This window comes from Streptomyces sp. ATexAB-D23 (genome assembly GCF_000373645.1).
Classification (GTDB): domain Bacteria; phylum Actinomycetota; class Actinomycetes; order Streptomycetales; family Streptomycetaceae; genus Streptomyces; species Streptomyces castrisilvae.
Window position 1 is genome coordinate 176,209 of record NZ_KB892035.1, and the last position, 22,137, is coordinate 198,345.

Here is a 22,137-nt window from a genome sequence, read left to right on the forward strand (position 1 = left end):
ACGCACCGCCAACCCCGGCCGCGTTAGCGGTGCCCGGATCAAGGCCGGGGCACGTTGCGGAGGTTGGAGCGGGCCATCTGGACCATCCGGCCCACCCCGCCGTCCAGCACGATCTTGCTGGCGGACAGGGCGAATCCGGTCACCATGTCCGCGCTGATCTTCGGCGGGATGGACAGGGCGTTTGGGTCGGTGACGACGTCGACGAGCGCCGGCCCCTTGTGCTTGAACGCGTCCTTCAGGGCGCTCTGGAGCTCCTTGGGCTTCTCGACGCGCACGCCGTACGCGCCGGCCGCGCGGGCGACGGCGGCGAAGTCCGGGTTCTTGTTGGTCGTGCCGAAGGACGGCAGGCCGCCGACCAGCATCTCCAGTTCGACCATGCCCAGCGAGGAGTTGTTGAACAGGACGACCTTGACCGGCAGGTTGTACTGGACCAGGGTCAGGAAGTCGCCCATCAGCATGGTGAATCCGCCGTCGCCCGACATCGAGACGACCTGCCGGTTGCGGTCGGTGAACTGCGCGCCGATCGCCTGCGGCAGCGCGTTGGCCATCGAGCCGTGGCTGAACGAACCGATCACCCGCCGCTTGCCGTTGGGCGTCAGATAGCGGGCCGCCCATACGTTGCACATGCCGGTGTCGACGGTGAACACCGCGTCGTCGTCGGCGATCTCGTCCAGCACCGAGGCCACGTACTCGGGGTGGATCGGCACGTGCTTCTCGACCTTGCGGGTGTACGCCTTGACCACGCCCTCCAGGGCGTCGGCGTGCTTCTTGAGCATCCGGTCGAGGAACTTGCGGTCGCTCTTGACCTTGACCCGGGGCGTCAGACAGCGCAGCGTCTCGCGGACGTCGCCCCAGACAGCCAGATCGAGCTTGGTGCGCCGGCCGAGGTGTTCGGGCCGCACATCGACCTGCACGATCTGCACGTCGTCGGGCAGGAAGGCGTTGTACGGGAAGTCCGTGCCGAGCAGGATCAGCAGATCGCACTCGTGGGTGGCCTCGTAGGCGGCGCCGTAGCCGAGCAGCCCGCTCATGCCGACGTCGAACGGGTTGTCGTACTGGATCCACTCCTTGCCGCGCAGGGCGTGCCCGACCGGGGCCTTGACCCGCTCGGCGAACTCCATGACCTCGGCGTGCGCACCGGCCGTGCCGCTCCCGCAGAACAGCGTCACCCGTTTGGCCTGGTCCACCATCCGGCAGAGCTTGTCGATCTCGTCGTCGCCCGGCCGTACGGTGGGCCGCGAGGTGACCAGGGCGTGTTCGACGGCCTTCTCCGGAGCGGGCTGCCCGGCGATGTCGCCCGGCATGGTGACGACGCTGACGCCGCCCTGGCCGACCGCGTGCTGGATGGCCGTCTGAAGCAGCCGGGGCATCTGCTGCGGGTTGGAGATCATCTCGTTGTAGTGGCTGCACTCCTGGAAGAGCAGCTCGGGGTGGGTCGCCTGGAAGTAGTTGAGGCCGATCTCGCTCGACGGGATGTGCGAGGCGAGCGCGAGCACGGGGGCCATGGAGCGGTGGGCGTCGTAGAGGCCGTTGATGAGGTGCAGGTTGCCGGGGCCGCAGGACCCGGCGCAGGCCGCCAGGGTTCCGGTGATCTGCGCCTCCGCACCGGCCGCGAACGCGGCGGTCTCCTCGTGCCTGACCTGGATCCACTCCACGCCCGAGTGGCGCCGGATGGCGTCGACGACCGGGTTGAGGCTGTCGCCGACGACCCCGTACAGGCGTTTGACGCCTGCCCTGGCGAGGATGTCGACGAACTGCTCCGACACGTTCTGCTTGGCCATGGGTGTCGCACTCCCTCTGCCTGGGCTCCGTGCTCGTCCGGCTGTCCGGAACCCGGGGCGCGAAACCCCGGACGGACGGCTCTTCGGAGTCCATCAACCCATGAGGTGCGCGGTTACGCCTCCCAGACGCCGACCGCCGTACGGTCGTCGGCGTACCCCGTCACCCGGACCTGGGTGTCCGCGAGGAACGCTCCGAGACCCGGCGCCTCCACCGGCGACCAGCGCGCGGCGAGCTCGCCGGCGAGGGCCGGTTCGCCCCGCAGGGGCTCGGCGAGGCCCGTGCCGCACAGCAGCAGGGTGTCGCCCGGCCGGGCGACCGAGGCCCGGAAGCGGAACGGTTCGGCGGGCGGGGGCAGCGGGTCCTCGACGTACGGGGCCGGGCCGGTCGGAATCCCCAGATCCATGGTCAGCCGGTCGCCGTCGGGCCCGCTCTCGGGCACGGGCGAGCCGAAGCCGACCACGGGGTCCCCGGCGAGCCGCTCCGGCGCCGGCACGGCCGGTTCGAGGTCCTGCCAGTTGCCGTCCCGCAGCCGGAAGAGCCCGCCGTCGCCGACGCCGAAGAAGACCCGGGTGCGGCACTCGGGATCGGCGGACAGCAGCAGGCAGCGCAGGCTCGCGGTGTACACGTCGGGTCCCAGGCCGAGTTCGGCGGCGCGGGCGCGCAGCTTGCCGTAGCCCCGGTCGGTGAGCCGGTGCAGCCCGGACTTGAGGTCGGCGCGGCGGCCCGCCCTTATGTCGTCGGAGAGCCGGCCGTGGCTGCGCCCGACGGCTTCGCCGATCCAGCGGCAGGCGTCGGCCGCCGCCGTGTGCGCCCCCTCCGCGCCCCGGGCGGCTCCGGCGACGGCGACGAGGACCAGGGCGTTGTCCCCGGTCCCGAAGCGCACCGTCAGCAGCGCGTCGCGGCGCGGCTCGCCCCGGAACCGTGCGGAGTCGCCGCGCACGGACGCGGCCCGCAGGGTGTACGTGCCGTACCGGGCGCCGTCCAGCACGGTGTCGGGGACGAGGCTGTCCAGCTCGTACGGGTCGGTGGCCGGCAGCGCGGTGGGCTCGGCGTCGTAGGTGGGCGGCCGGGGGCCCACGTGGGCGACCGGGGGCCGGAGCGCGTGGGCCTCGTCGGCGGCCGGCCCGTCACCAGCCCGCGCCCCGGACTCCGCCGGCCGGCCGGCGAGGGGACGTCCGGGCAGCCGCGCGGCCCCGGCGACGCGCGGGTCGGCGGGCGGCTCGGGCTCCGGTTCGGGTTCGGGTTCGGGTTCGGGGGGTGGCGGGCCCGGGAACGTACGCGGCTTCACCGGGCCGGCCTGCGGCTCCCACGGGGCGCGCACGGACTCCGGCGGGGAGCCGTCCGCCGTCCGGGTGACGAGCGGCGGCGGCACGGACGCGGGCGCGACGGCCCTCGGCTCGGGCGCGGGCGGCGCCGTCCCGGGCCCGGGTCCCGTCTCCGGAGCAGGTACCGCCGCGGACTCGGACGCCGTCCACGGCTCGGGCTCGGGTGCGGCGGCTCCCCGCGCGGACGCGGGCGCCGTCCCGGGCGGGGACGTCGCCCCGGGCCCGGGTCCCCTCCACGGCTCGGGCACCGTCCACGGCCCGGTCGCCGGCCCCGGCTCGGGCGCCGCCCCGGCCTCCGGTCCCGTCCTCGGCTCAGGCGTCCCTGCCGGCTCCGGGTCCTGCGCCTCCCTCGGCTCCGGCACCTCCGGAGCCGTCTCGTAGGCCGGGCCCCCACCGGGCGCCACCGTGTCGAATGCCGAGTCGAAGCGGTCGTCGAGGCTGTCGGCCGTCCGGCTCGCCCCGGTGTCCGGCGTGGATTCGTCGTACAGCCTGCGCCACCAGTCGTCCTCGTGGGCTGCTGGCCTCTCCCCCTGCTGGCTCATGCCTTTATTGTCCACCGCGCGGGCCGCGCGAAAACGGGCATCGGGAAAATGGTCCGCCGGACGTCCCCACCCCCCACGGGAAGGACGCCCGGCGAACCGGTCGGTGATCCGGCGTCAGCGCACGGCGTAGGCGTCGGTCACGGTCTGCACGACGGAGTTGCCGTGGGCGTCCGTCAGTTCGGTGCGCAGTGTGACCGGCTTACCGGCCGCGCCCGCGTGGTTCACGGTCGCGGTCCAGTTGCCGTCGCGCCGCGCGGTGGTGGCGTCGGTCCAGGTCGTACCGCCGTCGTAGGAGTAGGCGACCTTCGCGGACGTCACCGCGCCGGGGGTGTAGCCGGCGTGCCCGGTGACGCTCAGTCCGATCTTCTGGCCGTCCTTCGCGGGCAGCGTCTTCAGGCCGTCCGAGGGGAGGTCGTAGCCGGGGAAGAGCAGCGGGATGCCCTGCGAGTAGACGTTCTCGTCGCGGTGCGAGCGGAACTTCCAGACGGTCCCGGTCCGCGTCGAGCGCTTCCACACGGCCGCGGGCCGGCCCGACTTGAGGGTCCCCAGGGTGAGCTCGTAGGCGGCGTCCCCGGCCGGGACGGTGAACACCCCGGACGCGTAGGGGGAGGTGCCGATCACCTTGCCGCCGCTGCTGAGGCTCATGTCGCCCAGGTCCCCGAACGATCCCTGGAGACCGTTGTGCTCGCTGTCGCCCCAGAAGTCCGGGGCGACGCCGATCAGGTTGTCCTGACGCTCGGCGGCCAATTCCGCGGCACCACTGTTGTCGCGGGGCGCGGAGGGGGCCACGATTCCCCGGTACCAGCTCTCGGAGCGCTGCGAACCCGCCTTGTACGTGCGGTACTTGTCCATCATCGCCTCGCCCCAGGGGAAGCTGGAGGAGATGGAGTGCTGCCAGGCGTCACCCGTCGAGTAGTACTCGGTGCGGGTGCCCGGCGTACGGACCGTGTCGACCCCGCCCAGCGTGTACGTGCCGCCGTACGCCTTGCTGAACAGCAGGGTGTCGGTGTAGTCGGACGGGACGCCCATCGACTCGTAGGTGGCGTTCACCTTGCCGAGCTCGGAGTCCTCGACCTTGTAGGTGCGGTCGGAGGTGACCGTTCCGGTCTCCGGGAAGGCGAGGTTGTAGACGAACGGACTCACGGCGGTGGCCTTCCAGGCCAGGGTCACCGGTCCGGATGCCAGCCGGGTGATCAGGCCGGCCGCCTCGTCGGCGCGCAGGCCGAGGGTGGGCAGCGGCGAGGCTCCGTAACCGACGGTCGGCAGCCAGGCGCCGGCGGCGGGCCGGTGGACCACGAGGGCCGTGGCGCCGGCCGCCTTCGCGTCGCGTGCCTGGGTGAGGACGGTGGCCGTGCCGTCGGGGACGCGGACCAGGGCGATCTTGCCGGTCACCCCGGCGGCCGCGAGTTCGGCGGGCGCCCCGGTGCCGGCGTCGACGATCTGCGCCCGGCCCGTTCCGTCGAGGTTGTCCGAACCGGTGGAAGCGGTGACCGGGTGGAGCGTGGCGCCGCCGTCCACCGCGAGCTTCTCGATCTGGGGGGCGTACGCCCGCCACATGCTGTCGAACGCGAAGGTGCCGTCGGTGACCCGGCCCTGGATGTCGACCAGGTAGTCCTGGATGGTCCGGCCGCCGGAGATGGAGCCGGAGTGCAGCCGGCTGCCGCCCCAGCCGCGGCCGAAGGCGAGCGTGGTGCCGCGCGATTCGGTGGCCCGGTCCTGGGTCTTCGGCTTGATGCTGTGCGCCTTGCGGGCGTCCAGCACCAGGGTGGTGTCCTTGGTGAGGTTCAGCTGCGGCCGGGCGAGGTAGCCGACCGACTTGGCGAGGGTGCCGGTCGCGTCCTCGGGGTCCGCGCTCACGACGAAGCCGGAGACGAAGTAGGCGCCGGGGCGCAGCTCGTAGACCTGGTCGGTGGAGCCGTTGTTGAAGCGGCGGGTGCCGGTGGAGGTGTCGGTGCCGATGACGTCGAGCGAGGAGGAGGCCGTGGCGGGCTCGCCGTTGGCGTCGACCAGCTTGACGCGCAGGGTGACGGTCTCCGGCTGGACGTACAGCGAGAACGGGGTGGAGACCTTCACTCCGCCGGGTGCGGTCGCCAGGACCCGGCCGGTGACGTCGCCGTACTGCGCGGCCTTGAGGCGCGCGGTCGGGTCGATCTTCAGCGGGACGTGGACCGTTCCGCCGGCGGGCACGGAGACCTTCTTCGTACCGAGGGCGGCGACGGAGGAGCCGACGGACGAGCCGTTGTTGCCGGTGACGTCCCGAACCTTGAGCGACAGCTTCACGGGCTTGTCGCCGGTGTTGGTGTACGGCAGCCGGACCGTGGTCCGGTCCGACTTGTCCTGCGGCCAGTTGAAGGTGCCGCCCTGGACGGCGGGGGCGCCCGTCACCCCGGTGTCGATCGCGGCCTTCACATCGAGCCGGCCGCCGCCGGTCTCGCGTACGTCACCGGGGACGTCGCTCTTCGCGGAGGAGACGAGGGCCGCCTTCACCTGCTGGGCGGTCCAGTCGGGGTGACGTTGCTTGACGATGGCGGCGGCGCCCGCGACGTGCGGGGTGGCCATCGACGTACCGGACAGCGAACGGTAGGCGTAGACGCCCCGGCCGCCGGCCGCGGCGGCGGAGATCGCGACGCCCGGGGCGGCGATCTCGGGCTTGAGGGTGTGGGCGCCGATCGCGGGGCCCCGGCTGGAGAAGCTCGCGGTGGAGTCGTCGCGGTCGACGGCGCCGACGGTGAGCACGCCGGGCGCGCAGCCGGGCGAGGAGACCGTGTTGAGCGCCGGGCCGAGGTTGCCGGCCGCGACGACGAACAGGGTGTCCTTGTTCTTGCCGAGTTCCTCGGCGGCCAGGCTCATCGGGTCGGTGCAGTCGGTGGGGGTCTGGCTGCCCAGGCTCATGGAGACGACGTCGGCCTTCTGGTCGACGGCCCACTGCATGCCCGCGATGATCCAGGAGGAGTCGCCGGATCCGCTGTCGTTGAGGACCTTGCCGACGAGGAGGTCGGCGCCGGGGGCGACGCCCTTGTTCTTCCCGCCGCTCGCCGCGCCGGAGCCGCCGACGGTGGAGAGGGTGTGGGTGCCGTGGCCCTGGCGGTCGTCGGTGGTGTCGGAGTCGGTGAAGTTCTCCGACTCGGTGATCCGGCCTTCGAGGTCGGGGTGGGCGGCGTCGGCTCCGGTGTCCAGGACGGCGACCTTGGTGCCCTTGCCGTCGTAGCCCGCGGCCCAGGCGAGGTCGGCGCCGATCTGCTTGGTGGAACGGTCGAGACTGGCCTCGACCTTGCGGTCGAGCCATAGCTTCTTGAGCCCGGCCCCGGACCGGGACCTGCCGGGACGGGTGACGTCCGCCCAGAATCCGGCGGCCTGCCCCTTGTCCGCCTTGAGCGCGACGCCGTCGATGGAGGGAAGAGCCAGTCCGCGCACGGCGCCGCGCGGGGTGGCGGGCACGCCGCGGGTGGTGTCCCCGGCGTACGTGGCGATCACGGGCACGGAGTCCGTGCGGGCGTCGTCGTAGCCCTGCCGGATCAGCCCGGTGACGTTGAACAGTTCCTCGTCGACAGTGCCCTCGGCGAGGGCCTTCGCCGCGCCGTCCGGGTAGACGTAGAGGTCCCCGCCGGAGCGGCGGGTCTGCACGAGGGGGACGGTGCCGTCCTCGCGGGGCTGGGCGGTGGCCGAGGCGTTCCCCGAACGGTCGGTGCTCACCAGGATCTTGTCGCCGGTGACCAGGGTGACCGTGACCGGCGCACTGTCCCGGGCCCCGGCGGCCACGCTGCCGACCAGTGGTCTCTTCTCGGCCGTGTCGCCCTGTGGCGCCGCTACGGACGGTGCGATCACCGTGACGGCGAGGGTCGCGGCGGTGGCCGCTCCCAGTGCCGTACGCGATATCGGACGCATCGCTCTCCCCAAGTGGAACCGGAACAGACCGGAGCAAAAGCCGCTGTTCCGTAGCTTGTTGGTGCTGCGGTGGCGCCACATTGGCAGAGTGCCGGGCAGTACAGGGATGATGTTTCGCGGCGGGATTGCGCCGTGGCCGTTTTCCGCCACGGCCGGTCGGTCGCACAACCGTGCACGCCGGGGAATCACTGCGTCCGGGAGGGGTCGGGGATGCTGGGAGCCATAGGTCTCGACGAGAGGCAGGAGTCGGCCTACCGCGCGCTCGTGGCGCTGGGGGCGGCCGAGGTCTCCGATCTCTCGCACCGGCTGGCGCTGCCCGAACGGGAGACGGAACGGGCGCTGCGCCGGCTGGAGCAGCACGGCCTGGCCGCCCAGTCGTCCGCCCGCACGGGCCGGTGGGTCGCGGCGCCCCCGGGGGTCGCCCTGGGCGCGCTGCTCACCCAGCAGCGCCACCAGCTGGAGCAGGCCGAGCTGGCGGCGGTGCTGCTGGCCGAGGAGTACCGGGCGGACGCCGCCGAACCGGCCGTCCACGACCTGGTCGAGGTGGTCACCGGGGCGAGCGCGGTGGCCCACCGGTTCCACCAGCTCCAGCTGGGGGCGACGAGCGAGGTGCGCGCCCTGGTCACCGGCAAGCCGATCGCGGTCAGCGGTCTCGACAACGAGTCGGAGGAACAGGCGGCCACGCGCGGGGTGACGTTCCGGGTGGTGGTCGAGCGCGAGGTGCTGGGCCTGGAGTCCGGAATCCTGGAACTGTCGGCGGCGCTCAGCCGCGACGAGCAGTGCCGGGTCGTCGACCGGGTCCCGACCAAGCTGGTGATCGCCGACGGGGCACTGGCCATGGTGCCGCTGACCGGCCGGGGCGCGGAGCCCGCGGCGCTGGTCGTGCACGGCTCGGGACTGCTGGAGTCGCTGGCGGCGCTGTTCGAAGCGGTGTGGCGCGAGGCGATGCCGTTGCGGCTCGGGGAGAGCGGCGCGGTGCTGGCGCAGCCGGGCGGCCCGGACCCGACGGACCTGGAGATCCTGTCCCTGCTGCTGGCCGGCCTGACCGACGCGAGCGTCGCCAAACAGCTGGACCTCGGTCTGCGGACCGTGCAGCGCCGGGTCAAGGGCCTGATGGAGCTCACCGGCGTCTCGACCCGCCTCCAGCTCGGCTGGCATGCCTACGAGCGGGGCTGGGTCGCCCGCGAACCCCGCCGGCGCCCACTGACGTAACAGCCTCTGAGCTGCGCCGACGGCCGCGAGGGCGGCTGCGCGGACGGGCGGGACCGGCCGGTCTCCGGCAGGCTGGTCAAATGGGTGTGTGGCAGCTCGTCGTCGTCGCACTGGTCATGCTGCTCGGCCTGATCGGTGTGCTGGTGCCGGGCGTGCCCGGACAGGCCATCGTCTGGGCCGCCGTCCTGTGGTGGGCGCTCACCGACATGACGCCGCTCGCCTGGGGCGTCCTGATCGGGGCGACGGCGCTCCTCCTGCTCAACCAGGCGCTCAAGGCCCTCCTGCCGCCGCGCAGGCCCGGCGAGTCGGGGGCACCGCGCCGGACGCTGCTGCTGGGCGGCCTCGGCGCGATCACCGGCTTCTTCCTCGTCCCGGTCGTCGGCGCGGTCATCGGCTACGTCGGCGTGATCTACGGGGCGGAGCGGCTGCGCCTCGGCAGCCGGGGAGCGGGGTGGGCGTCGGTCCGCTCGGTGATGCGGGCGACCGGCTACTCGGTGCTGGTCGAGCTCTTCGCGTGCCTGCTGGTGACGGGCGCGTGGCTGGGCGCTGTGGTCTGGGGCTGACCCCTCCCCCGCCGCGCCCTGCGTACGCCGTACGAACGCCACGGCCGCCAGCGGTGCGCGCCGGGTGTGGCGTACGGGTCGACGTCGGGGTCGCCGAGGCCACGCATCCGGATCAGCGCGGCCTCGGCCGGGCCGATGCCGGGCAGCCGCAGGAGTGCCTGTTCGGCCTCGTCCCGGTCGGCGCCCGCGTCGAGACGTACGCCGCCGTCGGCGAGCGCCGCCGCGAGCGCGCGCAGCTCCCGGCCGACGTCCGCGCCGGCGAGCGCGCCGGGCTCGGGGAAGACATGGGTCAGCCCGCCGCACGGCACGTCCAGGGCCTTGCCGTACGCGGCGGCCAGCTCCCCGGCTGCCGCCTCGCCCACCAGGACCCGTACGGCGAACTCCTCCGCGTCCGCGGCCCCCGGCGAGCGCACTCCGGGCCGGGCCGCGACGTCCGGTGCGAGCCGCGCATCTGTGGCCAGCAGCTCGTCCACGGCGTACGGGTCGGCGTCCAGGTCGAAGAGGCGGCGCAGCCGCTGCACCGCCGTGGTCAGGTCGCGCAGGTCGGTGAGGTGGATGCGGGCGTCCAGCCAGTTCCCGGCGGACCGCTCGTCCACGGAGGCGACGGCGCTGCCGTACGGGAGGCGCAGCGTGCGCCGGTAGGTGCGGGCCCCGGGCTCTCCGCAGACCTCCTCGACGCGGGCGACGGTACCGGCGGCGAGCAGGTCGAAGACGTCGCCGGCCGCGTACGGGCCGCGGTGGGCGAGGCGGAGCGGGATGCCGGCCGTGCGGGCCTCCCGGGCGGCCGCGCCGAGCCCGGTCCCGGCCTCGGTGCGCAGGGCGCTCGGGGTACGGGCGTAGATCTGCCGGACGGTGTCGTTGAACTGCCTGAGGCTTCCGAAACCGGCCGCGAAGGCGATCTCGGTGACGGGCAGCGCGGTGGTCTGGAGCAGGACCCGGGCGGTGTGCGCGCGCTGCGCGCGGGCCAGGGCCACGGGCCCCGCGCCGAGTTCGGCGTTGAGCTGGCGCTGCACCTGGCGGGAGCTGTAGCCGAGCCGGTGGGCGAGGCCGGGGACGCCTTCCCGGTCCACCACACCGTCACCGATCATGCGCATGGCGCGCCCGACCACATCGGCCCGTACGTTCCACTCGGCGGAGCCGGGGACGGCGTCCGGGCGGCAGCGGCGGCACGCCCGGAAGCCGTTGCCCTGGGCGGCCGCCGCTGTCGGGTAGAAGCGGATGTTCTTCCGCTTGGGCGTGACGGCGGGGCAGCTCGGCCGGCAGTAGATGCCGGTCGTCTCGACGGCGAAGAAGAACTCGCCGTCGAAACGCGCGTCGCGGCTGCTCACCGCCTCGTACCTGGTCTCTTCGTCCATCACACCGTCCAGTGTGCGCCCGCCGGGACGTGCTCACTCGCGGTTTTCGGACGTCGACCAGGTCGCCGCGGACACGGCCCGGCTACCGGATCCGGCCGCGCTTGGCCTCCATCGCGGCCCGGCCCTCGGCCCCCTTGCGCTTCCAGTCCCGCCGCATCTCGGCCCGGACGCGGGCATCGGTCTTGGCGACGATGCGCTGGTTCTCGCGCAGCAGCTTGCGGTAGCTGTCGAAGCGACGCTCGGGCAGTGTGCCGTCCTCGATCGCGGCCAGTACCGCGCATCCGGGCTCCGCCTCGTGGGCGCAGTCGTGGAACCGGCAGTCCTCGGCCAGCTCCTCAATCTCGGAGAAGACCTGCCCGACCCCGACGCCCGCGTCCCACAGGCCGACCCCGCGCAGGCCGGGGGTGTCGATCAGGACCCCGCCCGACGGCAGGACGAGCAGGTTGCGGGTCGTGGTGGTGTGCCGGCCCTTGCCGTCGACGTCCCGGGCGGCCCGCACCTCCATCACGTCCCTGCCGAGCAGCGTGTTGGCGAGGGTGGACTTGCCCGCGCCGGAGGCTCCCAGGAGCACGCTCGTACCGCCGGAGACGATCGCCGAGAACACGTCGACGCCCTCCCCGGTGGCGGAGCTGACCGGCAGCACCTGCACCCCGGGAGCGATGTGCTCGATGTCCTGGACGAGGTGGGAGAGGGTGACCGCGTCCGGGACCAGGTCGGCCTTGGTCAGGACGACGAGCGGTTCGGCGTACCGTTCCCCGGCCCCGGTGGCGTCGCCGAGCAGCGCGTCGCCGCCGGCGCTAGACATGGCCAGGGCGAGGAAGCGCTCGACCCGGCCCAGGTCCAGCTCCACGGCCAGCGAGACGCAGATCGCGATGTGATCGATGTTGGTGGCCAGCACCTGGCCCTCGGAACGCTTGGACGAGGTGGAGCGGACGAAGGCGGTGCGCCGCGGCAGCAGCGTACGGACGAACCGCGGGTCGCCGGCGGCGTCCACGGCGGCCCAGTCACCGGTGCAGATGATCCGCATCGGGTCACGGGGCACGACGAACGCGGTGTCCGCCCAGACCGTGCCCTGCGGGGTGACGATGTCGCACCGGCCCCGGTCCACCCGCACCACACGGCCGGGCACCAGCCCCTGGGCGGCGTACGGGGCGAACTCGGCCGCCCAGTCGTCGTCCCAGCCGTACGCGGCCAGCGGATGCGAGGCGGAGGAAGAGGAGGTGGAGGAAGAGGAGAAGGAAGAAAGGGAGGAGGACGGGAAAGACAAGGGAAACCCTTCACAGGGTGGCCCGGCGGTGCGCACGTCGGCGCGAAGAGGTCCCGAAGGAGGAGGTCAGCCGGTGGCCACGGGGGTGGGAACAGGGAACTTCGGCTCGTGGGCAGCGCCCACCACAACGACCGTCGCCAATGTCCTCACCTCCGCACTCTTGCGTGTCCGGCACCGGCAGCCTGCCCGCCGTCCGTCTCGCCGCACACGATATCCCCGGTCCTCCGGCGGCTCAACGCATTATTCGGCCCGGTCCGAGTTGCCACCGGTCATCCCTCGATCGGGTGATACGCATGGAGTTCGACCGGTCACGGGCGGTTAGGGTGCCGGACATGACCTCCCCCCAGACAGCCACCGGCACGTTCACCCAGGCCCAGTTGGGCACCCTCACCCTGATCGGCTGGAGCGGCGAATACCAGCAGAGCGGCCGTGACGCCGCCTTCCTGCTCGCCTACTCGCTGGGCGACGGATCGGACGGCCCGGCGGCCGGCGAGCACGCCATGCACCTGGCGCTGCGGCGCAGCGGGCTCACCGTCGGCGGCGCCCCGGTGCGCGCCGACGAGACGCCCGGTCTGCCCGTGAAGCTCCTCGTCCAGGCCGGCCAGGCGGTCCTGACGCTGCCCCACTTCACCGCGCAGTACCCGGTGCCGCCCGAGTGGCTGGCGGCGGCGCGCGAACAGGGCGAGGTGCACGCGATGTTCGCCACCCGCCCGTGGCCGCAGGGCGCCCCCGGCCTCCCGATCGGCGAGGCTGAGCTGCGGGCCTACGCCGGCGACCCGGAGGTCATCGCGACCTCGGCCCACTGCGTCCTCCCGGTCCGCAGCCTCGGCTGAACTCCGGCCCCGTCGAAGAGGCCCACCACCCGCGAAGGGTGGTGGGCCTCGGTCATGCCGGGTGTACACACACGTCGCACAGGACGGACGACGCGCGGCGGGCGGCCCGGAGGCCGGACCGCCCGCCGCAGGTGTACGGAATCAGTTGTTGCCGATGCCGTTCCCGGAGAGGACCGGGATGTCGTCCACCAGGTGGGACAGAGGCTCGTCGCCCTTGGCCTGGGTGGAGTTGTCGGCGCACTGCTGGTTCTGCGGGCTGGACAGGACATTGACGTCCTGGACCGCGACGGGAACGAGCAGGCCCACGAGGGAACCCACGTTGGCCTTGACCGGGGCACCCACGCACAGCTTGTTCAGCGAGCCCTGGATGAGCTGCGCCTGCGGGCTGCCGTCGCCCCGGGTCACGCTGTTGCCGAACGAGCTGGCGGCGCCGTTGCCGTTGACCGACGTCGTGCCCCCGTCGTTACCGATCGCCATGGCCGCGGGGGCCGCGGCGGCGGACAGACCGACCAGGGACACGGCCACAGCCGCGCCGGCCATCATCTTCTTCATCACGCTTCACCTTTCGGAGCGTTCCGTTCTGGAACGTACTGATCAACACCGTGCGGACGTTTCGGTTCCGCTGATCCACTCAAATGGGTTCGATCCCGCATGAGTTCGACGGGCTTCCGTTACCTTCGGCCCGCCTCGCCGGAGCTTCGCGCCGCGGGCACGAACCCGCCCGCACGGGAGAGGCCGGGCGCCTCGCGCTCCTCCACGACCGGACCGGCCCGTGCGGCCCGCCAGTCGGCGAGGAGCCGGTCGTAGATCGGGGTGGAGCCTTCGGGGTGCCGGCTGTCGTGCTGGTCCATGAGGAGGCCCTACCCGTTACGGCGGAGACCGGCCTCCCCGGCTGCGGCAACCGGCCTAAGGGCTGTCCCGTACGGGCGGCCGGAGGGCCACCGCGTCCGGGCGCGCGCGTGGGGCCGGCGGGTCGGGGCGGCCGGCGATGCGGCTGCTCGGGCCCACCGGCCCCACAGGTGCGTCAGGAAGGGCGTGGCACTCGGGGAACTACCCGTGTGTCAGGACCCGTTCAGTTGTTGCCTGCACCGTTGCCCGAGAGGATCGGGATGTCGTCCAGGATGTGCGAGAGGGCCTCGTCGCCCTTGGCCTGGGTGGAGTTCTCGGTGCACTGCTGGTTCTGCGGCGAGGACAGGACGTTGATGTCCTGGACCGCGACCGGGATGAGACCGAGGACCGAACCGACGTTGGCCTTGGCCGGCAGGGCGATGCAGGGCTTGTTGAGCGAGCCCTGGATGAGCGCGAACTGCGGGCTCCAGTCGCCGTGGGTGGCGGAGTTGCCGTACGACTGCATGGCGCCGTTGCCGTTGACCGTCGTGGTGCCCTGGTCGTTGCCGATGGCCATGGCCCCCGGGGCGACGGCGGCGGAAACGCCGACGATCGATGCGGCAACGGCTGCCGAGGCCATCATCTTCTTGATCATGAAACTGCCCTTCTGGTTTTCTCTGTGTTGCCCGCCGGTGCCGAGCGCACTGATCAACTCGGTGCGGCGGGAATGGTTGTGGCACGTCACTCGAAAGGTGCGCGCACAGTCGAAAGGTGCGTACGCACTCGAACGGCGCGGGTGCCACGGCGCCGTGGTGGCGGGGTCAGCGGGCGAGCGGGAGGCCGCCCAGCAGGGGCGCCGCGTCCTTCGCCGCTCCGGTGGCCTGGTCGGCGACCTTGGTGACGGTCCCGTTCCGGTGCAGGCTGTCGGCGGCGCCGCTGACGGTGTCGAGGACCGGGTCGACCGCCTGCGGGGCGGCCTCCACCACCTGGTTGACGCCTGAGTCGAGGCTGAAGCTGGGGGCCGTGGGCGTGGTGACGGCGAAGGCGGGGGCAGCCGTACCGAGCGCGACCACGGAACCGGCGACGAGCGCGGCGGACTTCGCGTACTTCACTTTCGGGTTCCCTTCTTGCAGCGGCGTCTGTTTCGGTCGCGTCCCCGCGCCGCACGAGCCTTCTTTAGCCGTGACTTCTGCCGCTTTCCCACTGACTAACGACGCGATCGCGGCCGGGCAACTGGGCGGGCCGGTCTTTCTCGGAATCCCGACCGCACGGGAAAGCCCCGGAGCGCGGGGAGTGCGATCCGGGGCTTTCTGCGCCGAAAGGAGTTCGGCGGGATGAATCAGAGGTTGGCGCAGCCGTTGCCGAAGGCCGGGTTCAGCAGGCCGATGACGCTGATGGTGTTGCCACAGACGTTGACCGGGATGTGAATCGGAGCCTGGACGACGTTGCCGGAGAGGACGCCCGGGGAGTTGACGGCGGCACCTTCGGCACCGGAGTCGGCGAAGGCCGGGGCGGCGGCACCCATGGCCATGAGCGTACCGGCGGCGACGGCGGCGATCTTGGTGTACTTCACTTGAGACCCTTTCTTCGGCGGGGTCCGGAGCGGCCACGGCTTTCGTGCCGCACGAGCGCGGATCTGATCGCTCGTAACCCCACCTTGTCATTCGTAACGATTTCGGACGGTATGCGAAACTCTTCGACGCGAAGATTCCGCCAAGACCGCCCGAATGGTGCAGCTTCGTTCAGCACACGGTGCGACCGGCGGAATCAGCCGATTCCGCCGGTCGCGTGCGGAGGGCAGCAACAGGCCCGGCCCGCTCGGAGGAGGAACGCCGACGGGCCGGGCCTGGTGACGGCCGGATCAGCTGTTGCCGGCGCCGTTGCCCGACAGGACCGGGATCCCCGACAGGATGTGCGACAGCGGCTCGTCGCCCTTGGCCTGGGTGGAGTTCTCGGTGCACTGCTGGTTCTGCGGGCTGGACAGGACGTTGACGTCCTGGACCGCGATCGGGATGAGACCGATGAGCGAACCGACGTTGGCCTTGAGCGGCAGGCCGACGCAGGGCTTGTTCAGCGAGCCCTGGACCAGGTCGAACTGCGGGCTGCCGTCACCGTGCGTCTCGGCGTTGCCGAACGACTGCGAGGCGCCGTTGCCGTTCACGGAGGTCGTGCCGCCGTCGTTGCCGATGGCCATCGCCTGCGCGGCGCCGAGACCGAGGATGGAGGCGGCGACGGCGCCCGTAGCCAGGACCTTCTTGATCACGATGAACCCTTCTCGTACTGGAAGCCCCGTACCGGAGCGCCCTGCCCAACTCGCTCCCGGACGTTTGGTTATCGCCATTCACCCGAATGCCGGGAAGTGGCGGACGCCCGTGCGAAGGCGATCGAGACATACTGACGGAAATCGACAACACAACCCCTGCGGGTCCCTCGCACGGGTGGTCACAGGAAATTCACTGGTTTCACGTTTCTCACGCACCCAGGCGTCGTTATGGGTGTTGTCAAGCTCGCCCGCCGGAAGTCTCACCCAGCACCACGGTCGGACCCGACGGCTGCTGCACCGCCTGATGTATGAACTGCGGGCCGCGTGTCCGCGAGAAATGTCCCGAGGAAGGGCTCCAATGCGAAAAGCCTTGAGTAAAAGCATGCTCGTCATGGCGGCGGCGTCAGGCATCCTGACCGCCTCCGGCGGCTACGCCTTCGCCGATGCCTCGGCCGACGGCGCCGCGATCGGTTCGCCCGGTGTCGGGTCGGGCAACGTCGTGCAGGTTCCCGTGCACGTCCCCGTCAACATCTGCGGCAACACGGTCAACGTGATCGGCGCCCTGAACCCCGCCTTCGGCAACGAGTGCGAGAACGAGAGCGACGGCGCGGCCTCCGGCAACGCACAGGGCGCGAGCGCCGAAGGGGTGGCCGTCGGCTCGCCCGGCGTGCTCTCGGGCAACGTGGTCCAGGCCCCGGTCGACATCCCGGTGAACGTCTGCGGCAACACGGTCAACGTGGTCGGCCTGCTGAACCCGGCCGCCGGCAACAAGTGCGAGAACGAGAGCGAGGCCGAGACCCCGCCGACTCCGCCGACCCCGCCGACGCACAAGCCCCCGCACCACAACGGCCACCACAAGCCGCCGACGCACAAGCCCCCGACGCACCACCACAAGCCGCCGAAGGGCCACGACGAGGACTGCCCGCCCGGCCACCACCACAAGCCGCCGACGCCGCCTGTGCACCACAAGCCGCCGACGCACCACAAGCCCCCGACGCACAACCCGCCCACGCACAACCCGCCGACCCACGTGTCGCACCCGCACAAGCCGCCGACCCACACCTGGCACCACACCCCCAAGCACCACAAGCCGCCGCAGATGGCGCACACCGGTGCCAACAGCAACCTGGGCATCGCCGGTGGCGCCAGCGCCGCGATGGTGCTCGGTGGCGGCCTGCTGATGCGCCGCGCCCGCGCCGCGCAGAAGTGACCTGACGCTCCCCCACGCACACAGAGGTCCGGCCGGACGGCGTTCGCTGTCCGGCCGGACCTCTGTGTGTCGGGTGCCGTCGCCCCGTCAGACCGTGGCGATCCCGGCGCGCTCCAGGCAGGCGGCGACCGCGGCCGTCTCCTCCGCGTCGAGCCGGCGCATCGGCGGGCTCATCACGTTGGTGGCGATGACGCCGCGCAGCATCAGCGCCGTCTTGAACGCGCCGAGACCGGCCGCCGTGGCGGAGGCCGTGCCGGGGCGGGCGGCGCGGATGATGTCGAACAGCGCCACCAGCCGGTCCTGCTCGGCACGGGCGGTGGCCCAGTCACCGCGCACCGCGGCCTCGTGCAGGCGTACGTACCCGCGCGGGTCGACGTTGCCGAGCCCCGGCACGGAGCCGTCGGCGCCGCCGAGCATCATCGCGTCGACGACCAGCTCGTGACCGGTGAGCACCGAGAAGTCCGGCAGCTCACGGGCACCGATGGCCAGCCGCCGGAACGAGCCGTCGTCGCCGCTGGAGTCCTTCACACCGGCCAGCACACCGTCGGCGGCGAGCGGGAGCAGCAGTTCCGGGTCGAGCTTGCTGTGGACGCAGACCGGTACGTCGTACGCCAGGACCGGCAGGTCGAGGGCGGCGGCGATGTCCCTGAAGTGCCGGTCGATCTCGGTGTCGTGGGTGCGGGTGTAGAAGGGCGCGGTGACGACGACGGCGTCGGCGCCCAGCTCCGCGGCGCGGCGGGCGCGCTCGATCGCCCGGTTGGTGGTGGTCTCTATCGCGCCGACCAGGACGGGCACCTGACCGCCGGCGGCCGAGGTGATGGTCTCGATGACACGGTCCTGCTGTCCGGGCGTGAGGTAGGCGGTCTCGCCGGAGCTGCCGAGGGCGAAGAGACCCGTGACTCCGCCGTCGATGAGGTGTCCCACGACCCGCTCCAGGGAGGGGACGTCGAGCTCGCCGTCCGCGGTGAGCGGGGTGACGACGGGCGGGATCACTCCCGTGTAGCGGGGGGTTCGGGCGGTCATGCGGTGCTCCTTGCGGACGGTACGGGGGACGGGTCCCCGGAGGGGGACGCGGGGGTCTGGGGGTGGACGCAGTGCCAGCGGTGTTCGCGGGGCCCGAAGGTCTCCGCCGGGAAGGCGGTGGCGCACGCGTCGTCGGCCTTCCAGCAGCGGGTGGTGAACGGGCAGCCGGGCGGCGGGTTGGTGGCGGAGGGCACCGGGCCGGTGAGCACGATGCGTTCCGTCGCCTCCATCAGACTGGGCGTGGCGGAGAGCAGTGCCTCGGTGTACGGGTGCGAGGGGGCGCCCGCGACGTCGGCCGCGCGGCCCTCCTCCACGATGCGGCCGAGGTAGAGGACGGCGATGCGGTCGGCGAGGTAGCGCACGGTCTGGATGTCGTGCGAGATGAACACCATGCCGAGGCCGAGGCGCTCACGCAGGTCCACCAGGAGGTTGAGGACTTGGGCGCGGACCGAGACGTCGAGCGCCGAGGTGGGCTCGTCGGCGACGATCAGCTCGGGTTCCAGGGCCAGGGCGCGGGCGATGGCGACGCGCTGGCGCTGGCCGCCGGAGAGCTGTCCGGGCAGTGCGGCCAGGGTGTGGCCGGGGAGGCCGACGAGGTCGAGGAGTTCCTCGACGCGGGCCTCGCGCTCCTCGCGGGTGCCGCGGCGGTGCACGTCGAGCGGGTCGCGCAGGATCTGGCGGACCGTGAGCCTCGGGTTGAGCGCGGTGGACGGGTCCTGGAAGACGACGCCGACGGCGGAGCCGAATTCGTCGCGCCGCTGGGCCACGGGCATCTCCCACAGGTCCTTGCCGTGGAAGGTGACGTCGCCCTCGGTGGGCTTCTGAAGGCCGGTCAGCACCCGGGCCATCGTGGACTTGCCGCAGCCCGACTCGCCGACCAGGCCGACGATCTCGCCGCGCTTGACCTCCAGCGTGGCGTCGGTCAGCGCGTGGACGGCGTCGCGGCTGAAGATGCCTCCGCTGCGTGCCTTGTGGCGTACGTGAACGCCGTTGAGCCTGATCACAGGGCGCTCCCTTCGAGCTTCTTCGCGGCGGTCCCGGCCGGGTGGTGGCAGGCGAAGCCGTGGTCCTTCGCGGTGCCGCGTCCCGTGATGACGGGGGTGGTGGTGCGACAGAGTTCGGTCGCCGCGCCGCAGCGTCCGGCGAAGCGGCAGCCGGCGCCGAAGCCCTGGGGGGCGGGGACGACGCCGCGGATCTGGTGGAGCCGCTCGGCACCGGCCTCCAGGGAGACGACGGAGCCGAGGAGGCCGCGGCTGTAGTGGTGGGCGGGGTCGGTGAGGACCGCCCGGGTGTCGCCGACCTCGGCGAGCCGTCCCGCGTACATGACGGCGACGCGGTGCGAGAGGTCGCCGACGAGGGCGAGGTCGTGCGAGACCAGCACCATGGCGAAGCCCAGCTCGTCGCGGAGCCGGATGAGGAGTTCGACGACCTGGGCCTGGACGGTGACGTCGAGGGCGGTGGTCGGCTCGTCCGCGATCAGGAGACGGGGGCTGCGGGACAGGGCCATGGCGATGAGCACGCGCTGGCGCTGGCCGCCGGAGAGCTCGTGCGGGTAGCTGCGCAGGGTGCGCTCGGGCGAGAGGCCGACGAGTTCCAGGAGTTCGGCGGGGGTTTTCGTACCGCCGCGCGAGGTCAGCTGCTTCAGCTGGGTGCCGACGAGCACGGAGGGGTTGAGGGAGGAGAGCGCGTCCTGGTAGACCATCGCGATCTCCGGGCCCATCAGGGCGCGGCGTTCCTTGGGCGGGAGCTTCAGCAGGTCCCGGCCGCGGTAGAGGATCTCGCCGCTGACCTCGGCGTTGCGGGCGAGGAGGCCCATGACGGCGAGGCTGGTGATGGACTTGCCGCAGCCGGACTCGCCGACCAGGCCGAGGGTCTCGCCCTCGTGGACGGTGAAGTTCAGCCGGTCGACGACCGGGGTCTCGCCGTAGCGGTCCGGGAAGCGGATCGCGAGGTCGCGGACGACGAGGAGTTCGGCGGCGTCCTCGCGCACCGGGGTGATGGTGGGCTCGGTGGCGTTGATGTGCCGGGCGAGCTTGGCGAGTGCGGCGTCGATGTCGACGGTGGCGGCGGCCTCGACCGGGTCCGGTGCGGTGGCGGCCGCGGGGTCGACGGCGGCGCGGGCGCTCTTGGGCGCGGCGGAGGCGTCGGTGAGGCCCTCGGAGAGGATGTTGAGGGCGAGGACCGTGATCAGCAGGGCGAGGCCGGGGAAGAAGGTGGCCCACCAGCCGCCCGCCAGGAGGATCTGCCGGCCGTAGGCGAGCACGCTGCCCCAGCTGGGGTCGGGGTCCTGCACACCGGCGCCGATGAAGGAGAGGCTCGCCTCGAAGATGATCGCCTCGGCGACCATGACGGTGGCGAACACCATGACCGGGGCCATGCAGTTGACGGCGACGTGGCGCAGGACGATGTAGCCGCGCCGGGCGCCGATGACCTTCTCCGCGGCGACGTAGTCCTCGCCGTACTGGGAGAGGACGTTGGCGCGGACCACGCGGGCCAGCGAGGGCGTGTAGACGAAGGCGATCGTGAAGATGATCACCGGGATGCTGGTGCCGAACACGGCGACGAGGACGGCCGCGAGCGCGATCGGCGGGAACGACATGATGACGTCGAGGGTGCGCATGACGGACTCGTCGCCGAGCTTGCGCGAGGTGGCGGCGAGCGAGCCGAGGACGGCTCCGGCGACCAGGGCGCAGGCGGTCGAGCCGAGGCCGATGATCAGCGAGTAGCGCGAGCCGTGCACGACGCGGGCGAACACGTCGCGGCCGGCCCGGTCGGTGCCGAACCAGTGCTCGCCGCTCGGGGCCTGGACGGGGTTGCCCGTGGCCAGTGGGTCCTGGGTGAGCAGGGGGGCCAGTACGGCGCCGAGCAGGACGAGGATCAGGACGCCGAGGGCGACGCGGGAGGTTGCCGGGAGGGCGCGGAAGGCGACGCCCGGTCGGGAGAGCTTCTTGGCCAGACGGCCCGTGGCGAACATGTCACACCGTCCTGATGCGCGGGTTGACCAGCAGGTAGAGCAGGTCGACGATGACGTTGACCACCAGGAACGCGATGGCGATGGTCAGTACGGTGCCCTGGACCAGGGCGATGTCGCCTCCGGTGACACCTTCGAGGATGAGCTTGCCCATGCCGGGCAGGTCGAAGATCGCTTCGATGACGACGGCGCCGCTGAGCAGGTAGCCGACCTTGACCCCGAGCACGGTGAGCGGGGTGACGAGGGCGTTGCGCAGCACCGAGCGGATGACGAGGAGGACCGGCAGGCCGTTGCCCTGGGCGGTGCGCACGTAGTCCCGGTCGAGTTCGGTGACCATCGCGGTGCGGATGAGGCGGGCGAGGGACGCGGCGACGGGGACGGCGAGCGAGACGGCGGGCAGGAACATCGTCCGGAGCCACCCGCCGAAGGAGTCGGCGATGTTGGTGTATCCGCCCGTCGGGAAGATCTGGCTGTTCAGGGCGAACTGCTGGATGAGCAGGACGCCGAGCCAGAAGGACGGGACGGCGACGCCGGCCATGGACAGCACCCGGAAGAGCTGGTCGGGCCAGCGGTCGCGGTACATCGCGCCCAGGACGCCGCCGGCGACGGCGAGGACGATGGCGATGACGAGCCCGAGAACGGTGAGCTGGAGGGTGAGCGGGAAGGCCGCGGTGATCCGGTCGGCCACGGGCTGGCTCGGCGGGACGGTCGAGCCGAGATCCAGGTGGATCAGCCGGCCGAGGAAGTGGAAGTAGCGGATGGGCAGCGGATCGTTGAGCCCGTTGGCCTCGGCGAAGGCCTCCCGGGCCGCCGGACTGGCGCTCTCCCCGAGCGCGTTGTAGGCCGGGTCGACCGGCGAGAACTGCAGCACCACGAAAACGAGCAACGCGATACCGAGGATCATCACCGGCATCATCGCGACGCGGCGCAGCGCGAGCCGGAGAAAAGCAACCATCGTCGGGTTCCTTGCGGTTGGGCGGTCGTCCGGTCCGGGACACCGGGGTGGCCGGTGTCCCGGACCGGGGTGTGGGGCGCGGGCGGGCCGCGCCGTTCGGGTGGCCGGGGCGCGGCGGCCGCC

19 protein-coding genes are annotated in these 22,137 nt (G+C 72.3%); 4 read left to right on the forward strand and 15 right to left on the reverse strand.

From position 1 onward, the window contains the following. Positions 1-38: 38 nt before the first annotated feature. The 3 genes from B082_RS0125940 to B082_RS0125950 all read right to left on the reverse strand — a co-directional run bounded on the left by B082_RS0125940 (position 39) and on the right by B082_RS0125950 (position 7,534). Complete coding sequence (locus B082_RS0125940; RefSeq protein ID WP_018554713.1) at positions 39-1,781, reverse strand: pyruvate dehydrogenase; 1,743 nt, start codon at positions 1,779-1,781, stop codon at positions 39-41. A gap of 113 nt (positions 1,782-1,894) precedes the next feature. Then, complete coding sequence (locus tag B082_RS0125945; RefSeq protein WP_026250210.1) at positions 1,895-3,649, reverse strand: protein phosphatase 2C domain-containing protein; 1,755 nt, start codon at positions 3,647-3,649, stop codon at positions 1,895-1,897. 114 nt (positions 3,650-3,763) lie between these two features. Next, entirely contained in the window at positions 3,764-7,534 is a 3,771-nt protein-coding gene (locus B082_RS0125950) for a S8 family peptidase (protein ID WP_018554716.1), read from the reverse strand. Between the two features lie 210 nt (positions 7,535-7,744). Between B082_RS0125950 and B082_RS0125955 the strand changes: the two genes are divergently transcribed. Together B082_RS0125955 and B082_RS0125960 are read left to right on the forward strand one after the other, a co-directional pair. Next, complete coding sequence (locus B082_RS0125955) at positions 7,745-8,746, forward strand: helix-turn-helix transcriptional regulator (RefSeq protein ID WP_018554717.1); 1,002 nt, start codon at positions 7,745-7,747, stop codon at positions 8,744-8,746. 80 nt (positions 8,747-8,826) lie between these two features. Continuing rightward, positions 8,827-9,309 (forward strand): DUF456 domain-containing protein, encoded by a 483-nt coding sequence (locus B082_RS0125960; RefSeq protein WP_018554718.1) that lies wholly within the window; start codon positions 8,827-8,829, stop codon positions 9,307-9,309. Here B082_RS0125960 and B082_RS0125965 read toward each other — a convergent pair. After that, positions 9,234-10,664, reverse strand: coding sequence for a DNA-3-methyladenine glycosylase 2 family protein (locus B082_RS0125965; RefSeq protein WP_018554719.1), 1,431 nt, complete (start codon positions 10,662-10,664; stop codon positions 9,234-9,236). The genes B082_RS0125960 and B082_RS0125965 overlap by 76 nt on opposite strands. An 82-nt stretch (positions 10,665-10,746) precedes the next feature. Continuing rightward, positions 10,747-11,931, reverse strand: a complete 1,185-nt coding sequence (gene rsgA, locus B082_RS0125970) for a ribosome small subunit-dependent GTPase A (RefSeq protein ID WP_018554720.1) — start codon at positions 11,929-11,931, stop codon at positions 10,747-10,749. 332 nt (positions 11,932-12,263) lie between these two features. On the opposite strand from rsgA, the gene B082_RS0125975 reads away from it, so the two are divergent. After that, a complete protein-coding gene (locus tag B082_RS0125975) occupies positions 12,264-12,764 on the forward strand; it encodes a DUF5949 family protein (protein WP_018554721.1) in 501 nt (166 codons plus the stop codon). Positions 12,765-12,905: 141 nt separating this feature from the next. Here B082_RS0125975 and B082_RS0125980 read toward each other — a convergent pair whose 3' ends face one another. From B082_RS0125980 to B082_RS0126005, 6 genes are all read right to left on the reverse strand, one after another. Next, positions 12,906-13,316, reverse strand: coding sequence for a rodlin (locus B082_RS0125980; protein WP_018554722.1), 411 nt, complete (start codon positions 13,314-13,316; stop codon positions 12,906-12,908). A 119-nt stretch (positions 13,317-13,435) separates the two neighbouring features. Next, complete coding sequence (locus tag B082_RS0125985; RefSeq protein WP_018554723.1) at positions 13,436-13,615, reverse strand: hypothetical protein; 180 nt, start codon at positions 13,613-13,615, stop codon at positions 13,436-13,438. A gap of 221 nt (positions 13,616-13,836) precedes the next feature. Then, the gene (locus B082_RS0125990) at positions 13,837-14,247 is read right to left on the reverse strand and encodes a rodlin (RefSeq protein ID WP_018554724.1); all 411 of its coding nucleotides are present in this window, start codon (positions 14,245-14,247) and stop codon (positions 13,837-13,839) included. Positions 14,248-14,413: 166 nt separating this feature from the next. Next, on the reverse strand, positions 14,414-14,704 hold the full coding sequence (locus tag B082_RS0125995) for a hypothetical protein (protein WP_018554725.1): 291 nt from the start codon (positions 14,702-14,704) through the stop codon (positions 14,414-14,416). A 227-nt stretch (positions 14,705-14,931) separates the two neighbouring features. Further along, positions 14,932-15,165: a chaplin gene (locus B082_RS0126000; RefSeq protein ID WP_018554726.1), complete on the reverse strand. Its 234-nt coding sequence runs from the start codon at positions 15,163-15,165 to the stop codon at positions 14,932-14,934. Between the two features lie 288 nt (positions 15,166-15,453). Next, complete coding sequence (locus B082_RS0126005; RefSeq protein WP_018554727.1) at positions 15,454-15,855, reverse strand: rodlin; 402 nt, start codon at positions 15,853-15,855, stop codon at positions 15,454-15,456. A gap of 382 nt (positions 15,856-16,237) precedes the next feature. Between B082_RS0126005 and B082_RS40420 the strand changes: the two genes are divergently transcribed. Continuing rightward, complete coding sequence (locus B082_RS40420) at positions 16,238-17,065, forward strand: chaplin (protein WP_018554728.1); 828 nt, start codon at positions 16,238-16,240, stop codon at positions 17,063-17,065. 87 nt (positions 17,066-17,152) lie between these two features. Here the strand turns inward: B082_RS40420 and B082_RS0126015 are convergent, their stop codons facing one another. The 4 genes from B082_RS0126015 to B082_RS0126030 are packed head-to-tail and all read right to left on the reverse strand — an operon-like array spanning position 17,153 to position 22,014. Further along, positions 17,153-18,088 carry a dihydrodipicolinate synthase family protein gene (locus B082_RS0126015; RefSeq protein ID WP_018554729.1) on the reverse strand — a complete coding sequence of 312 codons (936 nt, stop codon included), beginning with the start codon at positions 18,086-18,088 and terminating at the stop codon, positions 17,153-17,155. Beyond that, a complete protein-coding gene (locus B082_RS0126020) occupies positions 18,085-19,092 on the reverse strand; it encodes an oligopeptide/dipeptide ABC transporter ATP-binding protein (RefSeq protein WP_018554730.1) in 1,008 nt (335 codons plus the stop codon). Before B082_RS0126020 ends, B082_RS0126015 begins: the two co-directional genes overlap by 4 nt. Continuing rightward, positions 19,089-21,062, reverse strand: coding sequence for a dipeptide/oligopeptide/nickel ABC transporter permease/ATP-binding protein (locus tag B082_RS0126025; RefSeq protein WP_018554731.1), 1,974 nt, complete (start codon positions 21,060-21,062; stop codon positions 19,089-19,091). The genes B082_RS0126020 and B082_RS0126025 overlap by 4 nt, the downstream gene beginning before the upstream one ends. A gap of 1 nt (position 21,063) precedes the next feature. Further along, positions 21,064-22,014, reverse strand: coding sequence for an ABC transporter permease (locus tag B082_RS0126030; protein ID WP_018554732.1), 951 nt, complete (start codon positions 22,012-22,014; stop codon positions 21,064-21,066). Positions 22,015-22,137 lie beyond the last annotated feature (123 nt).

What these genes read in the sequence shown, in the direction of transcription:
- B082_RS0125985 (WP_018554723.1), bottom strand. Translation starts at nt 13,615, where the DNA reads ATGGACCAGCACGACAGCCGGCACCCCGAAGGCTCCACCCCGATCTAC.
- B082_RS40420 (WP_018554728.1), top strand. Translation starts at nt 16,238, where the DNA reads ATGCTCGTCATGGCGGCGGCGTCAGGCATCCTGACCGCCTCCGGCGGC.
- B082_RS0125940 (WP_018554713.1), bottom strand. Translation starts at nt 1,781, where the DNA reads ATGGCCAAGCAGAACGTGTCGGAGCAGTTCGTCGACATCCTCGCCAGG.
- B082_RS0125950 (WP_018554716.1), bottom strand. Translation starts at nt 7,534, where the DNA reads ATGCGTCCGATATCGCGTACGGCACTGGGAGCGGCCACCGCCGCGACC.
- B082_RS0125960 (WP_018554718.1), top strand. Translation starts at nt 8,827, where the DNA reads ATGGGTGTGTGGCAGCTCGTCGTCGTCGCACTGGTCATGCTGCTCGGC.
- B082_RS0125965 (WP_018554719.1), bottom strand. Translation starts at nt 10,664, where the DNA reads ATGGACGAAGAGACCAGGTACGAGGCGGTGAGCAGCCGCGACGCGCGT.
- B082_RS0126025 (WP_018554731.1), bottom strand. Translation starts at nt 21,062, where the DNA reads ATGTTCGCCACGGGCCGTCTGGCCAAGAAGCTCTCCCGACCGGGCGTC.
- B082_RS0125980 (WP_018554722.1), bottom strand. Translation starts at nt 13,316, where the DNA reads ATGAAGAAGATGATGGCCGGCGCGGCTGTGGCCGTGTCCCTGGTCGGT.
- B082_RS0126015 (WP_018554729.1), bottom strand. Translation starts at nt 18,088, where the DNA reads ATGACCGCCCGAACCCCCCGCTACACGGGAGTGATCCCGCCCGTCGTC.
- B082_RS0126030 (WP_018554732.1), bottom strand. Translation starts at nt 22,014, where the DNA reads ATGGTTGCTTTTCTCCGGCTCGCGCTGCGCCGCGTCGCGATGATGCCG.
- B082_RS0125945 (WP_026250210.1), bottom strand. Translation starts at nt 3,649, where the DNA reads ATGAGCCAGCAGGGGGAGAGGCCAGCAGCCCACGAGGACGACTGGTGG.
- B082_RS0125955 (WP_018554717.1), top strand. Translation starts at nt 7,745, where the DNA reads ATGCTGGGAGCCATAGGTCTCGACGAGAGGCAGGAGTCGGCCTACCGC.
- B082_RS0125990 (WP_018554724.1), bottom strand. Translation starts at nt 14,247, where the DNA reads ATGATCAAGAAGATGATGGCCTCGGCAGCCGTTGCCGCATCGATCGTC.
- B082_RS0125975 (WP_018554721.1), top strand. Translation starts at nt 12,264, where the DNA reads ATGACCTCCCCCCAGACAGCCACCGGCACGTTCACCCAGGCCCAGTTG.